8 protein-coding genes are annotated in these 14468 nt (G+C 64.9%); all 8 read right to left on the bottom strand.

What is annotated here, in order from left to right:
- Positions 1-9 precede the first annotated feature (9 nt).
- Positions 10-1230: an arginine deiminase gene (gene arcA / locus ACS8YF_RS12125; protein WP_440850462.1), complete on the bottom strand. Its 1221-nt coding sequence runs from the start codon at positions 1228-1230 to the stop codon at positions 10-12.
- Between the two features lie 92 nt (positions 1231-1322).
- On the bottom strand, positions 1323-3683 hold the full coding sequence (locus tag ACS8YF_RS12120; protein ID WP_440850491.1) for an Orn/Lys/Arg decarboxylase N-terminal domain-containing protein: 2361 nt from the start codon (positions 3681-3683) through the stop codon (positions 1323-1325).
- A gap of 56 nt (positions 3684-3739) precedes the next feature.
- On the bottom strand, positions 3740-5206 hold the full coding sequence (locus ACS8YF_RS12115; RefSeq protein ID WP_440850461.1) for a basic amino acid/polyamine antiporter: 1467 nt from the start codon (positions 5204-5206) through the stop codon (positions 3740-3742).
- 153 nt (positions 5207-5359) lie between these two features.
- Positions 5360-7636, bottom strand: coding sequence for an Orn/Lys/Arg decarboxylase N-terminal domain-containing protein (locus tag ACS8YF_RS12110; RefSeq protein WP_440850460.1), 2277 nt, complete (start codon positions 7634-7636; stop codon positions 5360-5362).
- A gap of 340 nt (positions 7637-7976) precedes the next feature.
- Entirely contained in the window at positions 7977-9098 is a 1122-nt protein-coding gene (locus tag ACS8YF_RS12105; RefSeq protein ID WP_440850459.1) for an ABC transporter permease, read from the bottom strand.
- A 2-nt stretch (positions 9099-9100) separates the two neighbouring features.
- Positions 9101-11872, bottom strand: a complete 2772-nt coding sequence (rbbA, locus tag ACS8YF_RS12100) for a ribosome-associated ATPase/putative transporter RbbA (RefSeq protein WP_440850458.1) — start codon at positions 11870-11872, stop codon at positions 9101-9103.
- On the bottom strand, positions 11865-12929 hold the full coding sequence (locus ACS8YF_RS12095; RefSeq protein WP_440850457.1) for an HlyD family secretion protein: 1065 nt from the start codon (positions 12927-12929) through the stop codon (positions 11865-11867). Before ACS8YF_RS12095 ends, rbbA begins: the two co-directional genes overlap by 8 nt.
- Before the next feature lie 14 nt (positions 12930-12943).
- Complete coding sequence (locus ACS8YF_RS12090; RefSeq protein ID WP_440850456.1) at positions 12944-14350, bottom strand: efflux transporter outer membrane subunit; 1407 nt, start codon at positions 14348-14350, stop codon at positions 12944-12946.
- Positions 14351-14468: the final 118 nt, after the last annotated feature.

The following is a 14468-nucleotide window of genomic DNA, read 5'->3' as shown; positions in this document are numbered from 1 at the left end:
ACAGGCGAACTAGACGGGATCGCGCTCGAGCGGGCAGCTCATGCAGTGCGCCCCGCCACGTCCGCGCGACAACTCGAAGCCGGGGATGGTGATCACCTCGACGCCGGCCTTGCGCAGCTGGGTATTGCTGTAGACATTGCGGTCGTAGGCGACAACCACGCCGGGCGCGATCGCCAGTACGTTGTTGCCGTCGTCCCATTGCTCGCGTTCGGCTTCGTATTCGTCGCCGCCGGTGGCGATCACGCGCAGCGTCCTGACCCCGAGCGCATCCGTCACCGCGTCGAGGAAGCTGGTCTCGGGGCGCAGATCGAGCGTGCCTTCGCGCTCGCCGGGGCGAAGGCTCCAGGTCCGGAACGATTCGACGGCGGCGGGAAACATCGTCGCCGCATCGCGGTCGAGCAATGTGAATACCGTATCCAGGTGCATGGCCGCACGCGCCTTGGGGAACGCGGCGGCGATCACGCGCTCGGCCCCGCCGCCGGCGAACAGATTCAGCGCCAGCGCTTCGACCGCCTGTGGCGTCGTGCGCTCGCCCATGCCGACAAGCACGGTGCCCTGGCCGATGGGCATGACGTCGCCGCCCTCGATGGTCTGGCCGTCGTAGCTGCGTGCCTCGTCACCGAACCAGAACGCAAACGGCTGATCGCGGAACAGTGGGTGGAAGCGATAGATCGCCTGGTAATTGAGTGTTTCGCGGCGCCGCGCCGGCTTGGCCATCGGGTTCACCGAGACGCCGCCGTAGATCCAGCATGAGGTATCGCGCGTAAACAGATGATTCGGCAGTGGCGGCAGGATGAAGTCGTGGCCATCCATGACTTCGGTCGTCAGGCCCGTACCGTGGAACGGGCTCTCGGCGCGGGCAAGGCCGCCGATGAGCAGGTCAGTCAGTTCCCGGGCCGGCAGCTCGGCGAGATAGGCCCGCACTTCGGCGCACAGCGCGACACCGATATTGCCGGGCGTAATCGCGCGCTCGAGCAACCAATGCCGCGCCTCGGCATCCTCGAGGGTCTCGGTGAGCAGGTGCTGGAGATACAGCACTTCGACGTCGCGCTCGCGCAGCGAATCCACGAACACATCGTGCTCCTCGCGGGCGCGCTTGACCCAGAGCACATCGTCGAACAACAGGGCTTCGCGGTTGCCCGGCGTCAGCCGGCGCAAACTCAGATCGGGACGATGGACCAGCACGCGCCGCAGCGTGCCGACTTCGGAATGGGTGCCCAGCTGGCTCATGATCTAACTCCTCGGAACGGACAAACGTCGACGCGCGCGGCGGCCCGCCGCATCGATGCCGGGTAGACGGCGCCCGCCGACGCCGACGCGGCTCATTCGTGCACCACATAGGTGTACAGCCGCGTGCGACCATCGCCTTCGGCGACCGCGTACAGGCCCTGGATTTCGTTGGCAAAACCGGCGAAGCGATTGGCCGCGGCCTCGAACACACGGAAATAATCGAGCATCGGGCGGGCCGCTTCGTCATAGCGCTCGCCGGGCACGATGACGCCGATGCCCGGCGGATAGACCAGCGCGAGCGTGGCCGCGATACGGCCCTCGATCTCGTCGATCGGCAGAAAATCCACGTCGTTTGCAATCAGGCGGTCGGTCGCCTGCTTGGGCGTGAGCGCGATCTCGGGAAAATGGGCGACACGGAACTGTTCACGTTGCAGGCTGGCGGTGTCGGCATCGCGATAGAAGGCATGCATCTCGGCGCACAAATCGCGCAGGCCGAGACCGGCGTAGCGCGCGCCGTGCGCCGCCACGAATGCCGGAATCACCGCGTCCAGCGGCGCATTGGCATCATGCAGCCGTTTGAAGGCAACCAGGGCACTCAACAACGTACCGGCCTTGCTCGCCTCCAGGCCCGGCGTCAGCAGGAACAACAGGCTGTTGAGATCGTTCTTCTCGGGCACGATGCCCTGCTCGCGCAGATACTGCGCCACCACCGGGGCGGCAATACCGTGCTCGGCGTAGGCGCCGGTGGCCGGATTCAGCCCCGGCGTGAGCAAGGTAAGCTTGTTCGGATCGGTCATCGCATAGCCCGGCACGAGATGGCCGAAGCCGTGCCAGTCCGCCCCGGGGGCGAGCGCCCAGCAGGCCGGGTCGCTGGCCAGCCGATCGGTCTCGATGTCCGCCCAGGCGACCTCCTCGTCGATGGCTTCCCAGGGGCCCGACTGTGACAACCACAGCCGATCCGGCACGAAGGGATCGAAGAACCAGCGCTTCGCCCGATCGGATTCGGTTGTCTCGTAATGGTGCTTGAGCTGGCGAATCTTCTTGCGCAGCTCGATGCCCAGACGAATGGTCTCGTCCCAGAGCACCTGACCGGAACGCCCCTTCATCATCTGCGCGCCCACATCCAGCGAGGCGAACAAGGGATAGTAGGGCGACGTCGAGGCATGCAGCATGTACATCTCGTTGAAGCGACGATGCTCGATGCAGCGTTTCTGGCCCGCGATATGCGCGTCGCGCACATGAATCTGCGACGCCTGCGAGAACCCGGCGAGCTGCTTGTGGGTCGACTGCGTGGCGATGATGCCGGGCTGCTTGTCGCCCAGGGATTCCAGCCCCATCGCGAAATGACCCGCAAACAGCGGGTGGAATTTCATGAAACCGGCCCAGGCTTCGTCGAAAAGAATGTAGTCGCAAAGCGGGCCCAGTTTTTCCAGGATCATCTGCGCGTTGTAGATGCTGCCGTCGTAACTGCATTGTTCGATCACGGCGACACGGAACGGCCGCTCGCGATCGGCGATCGAGGCATCGGCGACCAGCGGATTGCGGCGAATCGACTCGCGGATGCGGTTTTCATCCAGTGCGTCGTGATCGATCGGCCCGATCAGGCCGTAGCCGTTGCGCTGGGTCGGCAGATAGACCGGAATGCCGCCGGCCAGCACCAGCGCGCCGTGATGGGCCGACTTGTGGTTGTTGCGATCGAACAGCACCAGGTCGTCGCGGCCGACCAGGGCGCTGAGTACGACCTTGTTCGACGTCGAGGTGCCGTTGAGCACGAAATAGGTGCGGTCGGCACCGAAGATCTTCGCTGCCTCGCGCTGGGCTGCCAGCGCCGGGCCTTCGTGGGTGAGCAGATCGCCGAGTTCGACCACCGAGTTGTCCAGGTCGTTACGGAAGATCGCTTCGCCGAAATGTTCGACGAACACCCGCCCGATCGGGCTTTTGCTGTAGAACACCCCGCCGTTGTGCCCCGGACAGGTCCAGACCTGGTTACCCTGTGCCGCGTAATCGACCATCGCGCCGAAGAACGGCGTCTTGAGCGATTCCGCATAGCCATGCAGGTGGCGCGCCAGGTTCTCGGCAATGAACCCCGGCGAATCCTCGGACAGGAAGATATAGCCGGTCACCCGATCGAGCGTGGCCTCCGAAATCGCGGCCAACTGCATGCGCTCTGTCAGCAGAAAAATCGGGCATTCGAGCCCCCGTTCGCGCACCCAGGCCACCAGGGCGTCCGTGTGTTCGGTATCGCCCTGCTCGTCCCACTGCAGCACGAGACAGCCGAATGAGGCATTGCTGCGGATGAGAAAACGCGTCTCCTCCACCGAGGCGGCCCGAGCTACCTCATAACCCAGTTCCTGGATCGCGTCCACGATCCTTTGCAGGTGGCGTCGTTCGGCTGTGTCCCGGCCGCCGTCGGCACCGTAGAACAGAAACTGGAACAGATGATCGTAGGACATCGGGGTGGCCTTGATGGCAGACATGGAATTGCGGATCAGTGAGGGCGCGGCCATACTCAGCCGATGCCGACGGTGCCGGTGACAATCAGCGCCAGCGCGACCGCGGCCACCCCCACAAGGCCAATGCTGGCCGCGCTCTCACGACGACTGAACACGGGCATATCCGGGCTGTTGTGGCGCCGGGTGTACCAGTACACCGGGATGCCGAGGGCGAAGATGATGGTCGACAACAGAATGAATTGCGGGCCGGCCGCGTACAGCATCCACACGGCGTAGACCGTGCCGAGGATGCCGCTGATCAGCGCCGGGCGCCGGTGTTCGTGACCATGGGCCTCGGCAAAAGCCGGCGTACGCGCATAGCGCCACAGATAGGCGGTGCTCGCCAGATAGGGCGGCAACACCATCACGCCGGTGATCGCCACCAGCCACAACCACGCGTTATGCGCGAACAGCACCACGAACATCGTGGCCTGCATCACCGCCGAGGATAGCCACAGCGACGGCGCCGGCGAGTGATGCCGGTTCTCATGCCCCAGCGCCGCCGGGAACACGCCATCCTTGGCGCCCTCGAACGGCAGTTCGGCCACCATGATGGTCCAGGCCAGCCAGCAGCTCAGCAGCGAGACCAGCACGGAAAGAATCATGGCGAAGGCACCCCAGTTGCCCACGGCCTGCTTGAGCACATACGCGGTTGAGGGGCCCTTAAGAGCGGCCAGTTCCGGCTGCGACAACAGCGCGAACGGCAGCACCGACACCAGGAAATACAGAAGCAGACAAAGGATGAGCCCGATAAAGGTCGCCCGGCCGACCTCCTCTTTGTTCCGGGCACGGCCGGAGACGACAACCGCGCCCTCGATGCCGATGAATACCCAGAGCGTGACCATCATCGTGCTCTTGACCTGTGTCAGCAGGTTACCGAGATGCAGCTGGCGTCCCCAGATGTCGCTGGAAAACTGGGCACTATTGAAGAATACGGCCAGAATGACGATAAAAGCGATGATCGGCACGATCTTGGTCGCTGTCGCGATCGCGTTGAGGAACGCCGCGCGCTTGACACCCAACAACACCACGAAGTGCATGGCCCAGATCAACAGCGAGCCGCCGATGATCGCCGGCCAGCCAGTGGCCACGTTCGGAAAGTAGTAGCCGAATGTCTGCATGACGAGCACAGCGAACGCCACGTTGCCGAAGGCCGCGCTGAGCCAGTAGCCCCAGGCCATCTGAAAGCCGGCGAAGCGCCCGAAACCTTCGCGCGCGTAGGTATAGATACCGGCATCCAGGTCCGGGCGCTTGTCGGCCAGGGTGCGGAAGGTATTGGCAAGGAAGAACATGCCGACGCCGGTCACGACCCAGGCGATGACCACCGCCATCAGCGACGCCCCGACCGCCATGTTCTGCGGCAGGTTGAACACCCCGCCACCAATCATGGCGCCCACCACCATGCCGACCAGGCTGATCAGGCCGACCTTGCGGCCGGCCGGCTGTTCCGCCACGGCGACCTTGTCCTCGACTAGCGCACTCATGCGTCCAACCTCCGCGTGGCCGTTTTCGGCCTCGAAAATTTGTTAACCCCCACCAAACCGGGCCATCGATGACAAGACCGGGCTCGAAAACAAAGATAGAGGGCTTTGCCGGTCGCCGAATTGACCGGCGTCAACTCCAACGCGGAAAGTCGCTCAATCGATGCAAATACACGGCACGCTATAGCGTGGGCCGTCATCGGACTCGGCGATCGAAAGGCCGTGCACTTCGCCGGCGAAGCCCGGAAACTCCACTTCGGTTGCTCGACAGAATTCCAGATAGGTCTCGATCGCGCGCTCCGCCCTGCCAAAGCGCTCGCCCGGCATGATGAGTGGGATGCCCGGGGGATACGGCACCAGCATGACGGCGGCGATCCGCCCTTCGAGGGCATCGATCGGCACGTTGTCCACACGTCGGCGCACGAGTGCGTCGTAGGCCTCGGCCGGCGTCATCGCCGCGTCGGGGATGGTGGTGTAGATCTCCTGCATCAGACGCAGCGCGCTGCGGCGCGCAATCAACGCGTGCATGCGCTGACAGAGATCGCGCAGCCCGAGCCCGGCGTAGACCGCTTCGTGCTCGGCGTACAGCGCGGGAAACACCTGCGCGACCGGCGCGTTGGTATCGAACAGCGCCTTGAACTCGAACAGCTCGGCGAGCAGGCTGCCCCACTTGCCGCGGGTGACCCCGATCGAAAACAACACGAGGAAGGAGTACAGGCCGGTCTTTTCGACCACCAGGCCGCGATTCCAGAGAAACCGTGCCACCACGGCCGCGGGTATGCCCCACCCGCCCGACACGCCGTCTGCGCCGATGCCGGGGGTGAGAATCGTGACCTTGATCGGATCCAGCATCACATGGCCGCTGGCCAGCACATCGAAGCCGTGCCAGTCCTCGCCGTGACGCACCCACCAGTCCGCCGGTGCCAGCGTTTGCGCCGGGTTGCCAGCCGTCGTCGGCCCCGGCTCGCCGATCGCCGCGGGCGATTGCCATAGTTGAAACCACCAGTCCTGGCTACTCAGTTCCGCGGCGACTTGAGCGAAGCGTTGGCGAAACGCCAGGGCTTCGTTGAGCGTGTCGTCGATCAACGCCTGACCGCCCGGGCCGCGCATCATGCGGGTGGCCACGTCCAGCGACGCGATGATGCCGTACTGCGGCGAGGTCGACGTATGCATCATGAACGCTTCGTTGAAGCGCTCGGCATCATGCGGCTGTTCGTCGGTCTCGCGTACATGCACCATCGAGGCCTGCGAGAACGCGGCCAGCAGCTTGTGCGTGGATTGCGTGGCGAACGTGGCCGGCTGGCCCGGGCGCGCGGCGCCTTCGGCCATGCCGAAGCGCCCGGCATAGAATGGATGAAACCGGGCGTAGGCGAACCAGGCCTCGTCGAAATGCAGCACGTCCACGGTCCCGGCCAACGTCTCGCGTAGAGCGTCGATGTCGTAGCACAGCCCGTCGTAGGTGGAATTGGTGATCACCGCCAGCCGGGCGTGTGCCTGGCCGGCCGGTACCAGCGGATGCGCCGCCAGACGCTCGGCGATGCGTTCGGCGGTGAGTTCCGCGCGCGGAATCGGGCCGATGATGCCGTAGGCATTGCGAGTGGTCGGCAGATAGATCGGTATCGCGCCGGTCATGACGATCGCGTGCAGGATCGACTTGTGGCAGTTGCGATCGACCAGCACCACATCGCCGCGCGCGACGTTGGCATGCCAGACGATCTTGTTGGCGGTCGACGTACCGTTGGTGACGAAATAGGTGCGATCGGCGCCGAAGGTCTCCGCCGCCTCGCGTTCGGCAGCGCCGACCACGCCGGAGTGTTCCAGCAGCGAACCCAGCTCCGGCACGGATACCGACAGGTCCGAACGCAGCACGTTCTCGCCGAAATATTCGAAGAACGCCCGGCCCACCGGCGACTTGAGAAACGCCACCCCGCCGCTGTGGCCCGGCGTGTGCCAGGAGTACTTGTACTGTTCGCCGTAGCGCACGAGCTCGGCAAAGAACGGCGGCAACAGCCGGTCCAGATATTCGCTGGCCGCCTCCTCGATATGGCCGGCGATGAAGACCGGCGTATCCTCGAGCTTCCAGAAATACCCGCGCACATGACGCAGCGCCTCGATGCTGATCGACTTGAGCGCGACCTTGTCGGTGCACAGAAAGATCGGGACCTCGGCATTGCGTGCGCGCACGCGCTCGATCAGCGTTTCGAGCGGCCCGCTCGATGCCACGCCGTCAATGTCGCCATTGATGACGACCGTGCTTATTTCCGGATGCGCCTGGATCAGGGCGGCGCCGTCGGCCGCACTGGCCGCATGCAGCACCGTGTGCAATCCCTCTTCCAGACGTCTTTTCAGGGCATGCACCATCTGGCCGCCGGCTCCCGTCTCCCGCCACTCGGGATCAATGATCAGGATCGGGAAATGCTGTCTCCAACTCATGACAAACCACTCGTATTCGATCCGGATCGGTGCATCTATTCCGGCACTCTGGGGTTGGCCACCCGCTCGCGGCGCGACCGCGTTGCATCGATCCGCGACAAGCGGCCGGCGCAACACACGGCGTGACCGATCCGAAGCGGCGAGTGCGTACGAAAGACGAACGGTTGGGCCGATCGCTTCGCCATACTCGAAGCCGTTGGGGACTGCAGCCCGGACCTGCACTGCAGCCGGCCTTCGTGAGGCCCGGATGGCTAAGATATGCCACAACCTAGACCTTGCGCGACGAGCGGCTGTTGATCTCGGTCAAATGGATAGCGGCGACACGGTGCCGGGCGCGAGCTCAGGCCATCGTGGCGATGGTCTTTCGAAAGCGAACCAGCGATGCCGCGAACAGCACCGTGCCGATGGCCACGATCGCAGCCAGTTGCGGCCAGACCGTGGCCATTCCGGCGCCACGGTAAAGCACGGCCTGGGCCAGCGAGACGAAGTGCGTCGTGGGAGCGGCCAGCATTATGTCGGCGACGGCCGCCGGCATGCTTTCGCGCGGTGTCATGCCGCCGGACAGGATCTGCAGCGGCAACAGAATCAGAATGATCAACAGGCCGAATTGAGGCATCGAGCGCGCGAGCGTGCCCAGAAAGATGCCCATCGACGTCGTGGCGAACAGATGCAGAGCCACGGCGCACAGAAACAGCAGCGTCGAACCGTGGGTCGGCACGGCCAGCAGACCGCGCACGATGAAGAACAACGACAACGCGGCGGCAGCCAGTACCACAAGCGCCATTGACCATACCTTGCTCAGCATGATCTCCAGCGGCGTGACCGGCATGACCAGCAGATGCTCGACCGTGCCGTGCTCACGTTCGCGAATGAGTGCCGCCCCGGTCAGGACGATCGAAAGCATGGTGATGTTGTTGATGAGTTCCATGACCGCCCCGAACCACGCCTCGCTGAGCTGCGGATTGAAGCGGGCACGCAGCACGAGACCGATGGGCGACACGGGCTCACTCTGCCGGCGGCGCACGAAATCGGCGATTTCGTCGTTGAGAATGCTCTGAATGTAAGCATTGCCTGTGAACGCCTGGCGAACCTGGGTGGCGTCGACATTGAGTTGGATCTGCGGCCGCCGCCCTGCCATGACATCGCGCTGGAAATGCGGCGGAATATCGAGCGCAAAGGTGTCGCGCCCGGCGTTCATGCGTGCGTCCATCTGCCCCGGACTGATCAGCGCCGGGCGCTGGAAGTACGGCGGTTGAAAGGCGTCCACGATCCGCCAGGACAGCGCTGAGCCGTCCTCATCGACGATGGCGATGGACGCGTTGTGCAGCGACTCGGGCATGGCAGTCGCCGCGCTGTAGATCGCGAACGTGAAGGCATAGACGATCAGCACCAGCATCATCCGGTCGCGCGCGAGGCTTCGCAGCTCCTTGATCCCCAGGTTCCATATATTCGCCGTACGCATGTTCAACGCGCCTGTTTGCCGAGCAGCACGACCGTCAGCGCCAGCAGGACCGGCACGCTGAGCAACAGCGGCCAGAACGAGCCGTACAGATCGGCGAAACCCAGCCCCTTGGAGAAGGTGCCGCGGGCGATGGTGACGAAATGGGCGGTCGGATAGATCTCGCCGATCACCCGGCCGGCGCCTTCCAGCGAGGACACCGGGTTGATCATCCCGGAGAAACTGACCGCCGGCAGCAGGGTCAGCACGGCCGTGCCGAAGATGGCCGCGATCTGGCTGCGCATGAAGGTGGAGATCAACAGACCGAGCGCGGTCGCACTGGTGACGTAGATCAGCGCCGCTGCCGTCAACGCGACCAGGCTGCCCTTCAGCGGTACCCCGAACAACGTGACCGCAAGCAACGTCAGCAACGCGAAGTTGAGCATGGCCAGCACGACATACGGCAGCTGTTTGCCCAGCACGAACTCCAGGCGCGTGGTCGGCGTGACATAGAAATTCGTGATCGAACCCAATTCCTTTTCGCGCACCACGCTCAGCGCGGCAAGCATGGCGGGAATCAGCATCAACAGCATCGGGATCACGCCCGGTACCATTGCCGTCAGGCTCTCGACATCGGGGTTGTAGCGATAACGCGTCTGGATGTCGACCCGCCCGGCGGCGGCTCGGCCACGCCCGGCCTGGCGGGCGAGGTGCGCCAGCCAATGCTGATGCATGCCCTGGACGTAGCCGCGCACCGTCTCCGCCCGGCTCGGCATGGCGCCATCGATCCAGGCCCCCACGTCGACCGGCCGACCGCGCATGATATCGCGGGCGAAGTGCGGCGGGATCTCGATCGCCAGGCTCAACTCACCACTGCGCATGCGTCGATCGAGATCTGCGTAGTCGGTAATCGGCGGCTTTTCGGTGAAATAACGCGAGCCCGCGATACTGTCCGCGTAGTCGCGACTGAGCGTGGTCTGATCATGGTCCAGCACCGCGAAACTCAGATTCTCGACATCCATGTTGATGCCGTAGCCGATCACCAGCATCAGAATCACGCTGCCGACCAGCGCCAGCGTCAAGCGGATGGGATCGCGCCGAAGCTCGAGCGCCTCTCGACGCGCATAGCTGATCATGCGACGCGGATCGAATCGCCGTCGACTGGCCGGTGCGACCCCGGCCGGCGCGAGACTTGACCCGGCCGCCAGTTCGTCGCCCGGCACCGTGCACGGGCCCGCGGCGTCTTGCAGATAGCCGATGAAGGCATCCTCGAGCGTGTCAGCAGCGCGATCATGCGTGAGCGCGGCCGGTGAATCCGTTGCCAGCACGCGGCCGGCGTGCATCAACGCAACGCGGTCGCAACGCTCGGCTTCATTCATGAAATGGGTGGAAACGAAGATCGTCACGCCGTCGCTGCGCGACAATTCAGCCAGGATCCGCCAGAACGCATCGCGAGCGATCGGATCGACCCCGGAGGTCGGCTCGTCCAGGATCAGGATTTCCGGCTGGTGGATCATCGCCACCGCCAGCGACAGCCGTTGCCGGTGGCCGAGCGGCAACGCATCCGGCAAGGCGTCAACGGCCTGCGGCAGGCCGAAGCGCTCGATCATCGTCTGCACGCGCGCGGCACGCTTCGAAGCGGGAATACCGAACAACCGCGCGTGCAGCACCAGGTTCTGGTACACCGTGAGCTCGGTATAAAGCGAAAACGCCTGCGACATGTAGCCGACGCGGCGCCGGGTTGCCATGTCGCCGGCATCCACGGTGCGACCGAACAACCACGCCTGGCCGTTGCTCGGCGAGAGCAGACCGGTCAGCATCTTCATGGTCGTGGTCTTGCCACAGCCGTTGGAACCGATGAAGCCGAAGATTTCCCCGCGAGCGATACGAAAACTGACCCGGTCGACCGCGGTGAAATCGCCGAAACGCATGCTGAGTTCGCGCGCCTCAATGGCTGTTTCACGTGCCGTCGTACCGAGCGGAGGGATCTCGATCGCCCGGTGATCGCGCCGCCTGTCCTGCGGCAACAAGGCGATGAAAGCGGCCTCGAGGGTCTCGGACCGCGCACGTTCCAGCAGCCCGGCCGGAGTATCGCAAGCCAGTATCCGCCCGGCATCCATCGCCACAATCCAGTCGAAGCGGCTGGCCTCGGCCATGTATGCAGTCGCCACCACGACACTCATGCCCGGCCGTTCGCCGCGAATCCGATCGATCAGCTCCCAGAACTGACGGCGCGACAGCGGGTCGACACCGGTGGTGGGTTCGTCGAGGATCAGCAGATCCGGGTCGTGGATGAGCGCACAGCACAGTCCCAGCTTCTGCTTCATGCCGCCCGAGAGCTTCGCGGCCGGCCGATCGACGAAAGCCGCCAGTCCGGTGCTGGTCGTCAACTGCGCAATGCGTTGTCGCCGTTCGCCAGCGCTCTGACCGAACAGCCGGGCGAAGAAATCGATGTTCTCGAATACCGACAATGTCGGGTAGAGGTTCTTCCCAAGCCCCTGCGGCATGTAGGCAATCCGCGGGCAGCTGCGTCGGCGGTGGCCGGCATCGGCCATGTCGCCGCCGAGCACTTCCACGGCCCCGTTCTGGACGGCGCGGGCGCCGGCGATCAAGGACAGGAGGCTCGATTTGCCCACGCCGTCCGGACCGATCACCCCGATCATGCAGCCGGCCGGCAGGCTCAGATCGACGTCGACCAGTGCCTCGGTCCGCCGGTAACGCAGGCGCACACCGGACAGCCGTGCGACCGGCTCCCCACCGCCCGGCGGCCCGGCATTGCTTGTGAAGACATCATCCATGCGGCAGCTTGACTCGAAGATTCGCCGGCCATGCGGCATCGGCATCCAGACGCACATAGACCATGCCCGGCAGCCCGGTCTTGACCTGTTTGAGATGACGGCGCAACAGCGCCGGATCGATCCGGGCCTTGATCCGGAAGGTCAGTTTCTGGCGCTCCTCGGCCGTTTCCACGGTCTTGGGCGTGAATTGGGCGACATCCGCCACGTATGAAATTCGGGCCGGGATGACGTACCCGGGCGCGGCGTCCAGCACAATCCGCGCCTGGGCACCGAGGGCCACGCGGCCCGCCTGCGCCGTGGGCAGGAAGAACGTCATGTATACGTCGCTCAGATCCACCATGCTGAGTACGCTGGCGCCGCTGGCCAGCACTTCGCCCGGCTGCGCGACCCGATATTGGATGCGCCCGGGACGCGGCGCGCGCAGCACGCTGTCCTCGAGTTCAGACTGCAATTCCTGGGTGGCCGCGATCGCCGCCTGAATCGATGCCTCCGCCTGGCTGATGGCAGCTTGCGCCGCCTGTATCGCGGCCTTGCTGGCGCGGACCTGAGCGTGCGCAGCGGCCAGCGTTGCTCTGGCCTGCTTGTAGGCCGATTCGCTGTCCTCGAGTTGTTGCTGCGAGCCGGCACGCTCGGCCAGCAAGGCGCGGGAACGTCTCAGACGCTTGGCCGAAGCGTCGCGCTCCGCAGCACGCTGTGCCACGATCGCCTCGGCATTGGCGTATTCCGCCTGGCGCAGCGCTACGTTCGAGAACGCCGACGTTCGACTGCTGCGGGCCTGCAGAACCCGTGCCCTCGCCTGGGCCAGCTGGGCTTTCAATGTAGCCACATCCATGCGGGCCACGACCTGGCCGGCTTCGACGAAGTCCCCCTCATTCACCTCGATATCGTGAATCCGGCCGGCGTATCGGGTCGCGATCTCGACGTCGACGGCTTCAACCCGCCCGTTACTCACGGCAAATCCCGGGCCCGGGCCCGTCGGTTGCCAGCGCAGCCAGGCCCACGCCGCGAGCACCACGAAGACGGCCACCACGCCCCCCAACAGCAGATATCTCTTCATGGCGGGATTCGTCGTCACGTGCTCGTCCTCGATTTTCCGGCCCGCCGGTCATCGCGCCCGCCGCCCCCGAGCGCCTGGTAAAGATCGACGGCATTGGCAAGTTCCATGCGGCGGACCTGAACCAGACGTTGCCGCTCGTTGAACAACTCGCGCTGCGCATCGAGCACCTCGATGAACGCAACCGCCCCGTTGGCATACTGGCGACGGGCGAGTTCCACCCGCGCCTGCTGGGCGGCCACCGTATATTTCAAGGCTTCAACCTGAAGTCTCAGCCAACGGCGGGCGGCCAGCCCGTCGCGAACTTCGCGAAGCGCCTGCTGCACATCCGCCTCGTACTGCGCCACCGCCGTGTTCTCGCGCGCATGCGCCAGGTCCAGATTGGCCCGGCGCTTGCCGTAGTCGAACAACGGCAGCGTCAGCCGCGGTACGAACAGCCAACTGCCGGTACCGGCCGCGAACAGATCGCTGAGTTCGGCGCTCGCGCTGCCGTAACTGCCCGTCAGAGTGATCTGAGGCAGAAAAGCCGCTCGCGCGGCGCCGATATTTGCGTTCGCAGCGCGCAACCGTGCCTCATCGGCCCGCAGATCCGGGCGGTCGAGCAGGAGATCGGAAGGCAGCCCGGGCTTGAGCCCGGTGACGATCGCCTGATCGGCCAGACGTCGAGCCGCGGGGAGACCCTGGGGCCAGCGGCCCACAAGCTGCTGCATGAGATTGTGGTTCTGCGCACGTTGCTGGCGCAGCGCCGCGAGATCCACCCTCGTGCTGCCCACCAGTGTCTGGACCTGGCGGAATTCCAGCTCCGAGGTGGCCCCGAGCTCATAGCGTCGCCGCGCGATGCGCAATGACTCCCGACGATTGGCAAGGGTCTGCACGGCCAGCACGATCCGCTCATCCAGCTCGCGCTGCAGCAGATAGGCGTTCGCGATCTGGGCCACCAGGCTGATCCGAAACGCCTGCCGCGCTTGATCAGTCGCCAGATATTCATCCAGTGCGGCGCGCCGCAGGTTCGCCACCCTACCCCAGAAATCGAGCTCGTACACCGGCACCACGATCGTGGCCTGATACTGCTTTACATCGCTCCCACCGACCAAGGGCGAATTGTCGGACAGGTTGCCGCGAGCGGCCGCGCCGCCGGCCTCGAGCCCCGGCCACGTCGCGGCACGCTGGATCCGATACTGCGCACGCACTTCCTCGACGCGTCGTACGGCTATTTGCAGATCGCTGTTGTGTGTCAGCGCCGCCTCGATCAGGCGCTGCAGACGAGGGTCGCGAAAGAACACGCGCCAGCCGATGGCCGCGATGTCGTCTTCGGCTTCATGTGGCGGGCGCTGGACGGTGTCGCCATAGGTGGCCGGCACCGGCAGGGCGGGCGGCGTGTAACGCGGCGCAAGAGAGCACCCCGTGACGGCGACGACAGCCACCGCGGACGCCCATCGATACCATGCAGGAAAAGCCAACTTCGACACCGATACGCTCGGATCACGATGCGCTGATTATCCGGCGCGGGGCCCGGGGCCGTATTGATTGCAATCAAACAGC

The organism is Salinisphaera sp. SWV1, from assembly GCF_052044155.1.
Lineage (GTDB): Bacteria > Pseudomonadota > Gammaproteobacteria > Nevskiales > Salinisphaeraceae > Salinisphaera.
The sequence above is the reverse complement of the archived record's forward strand: the minus strand, read 5'-3'. Positions and strand labels throughout refer to the sequence as shown.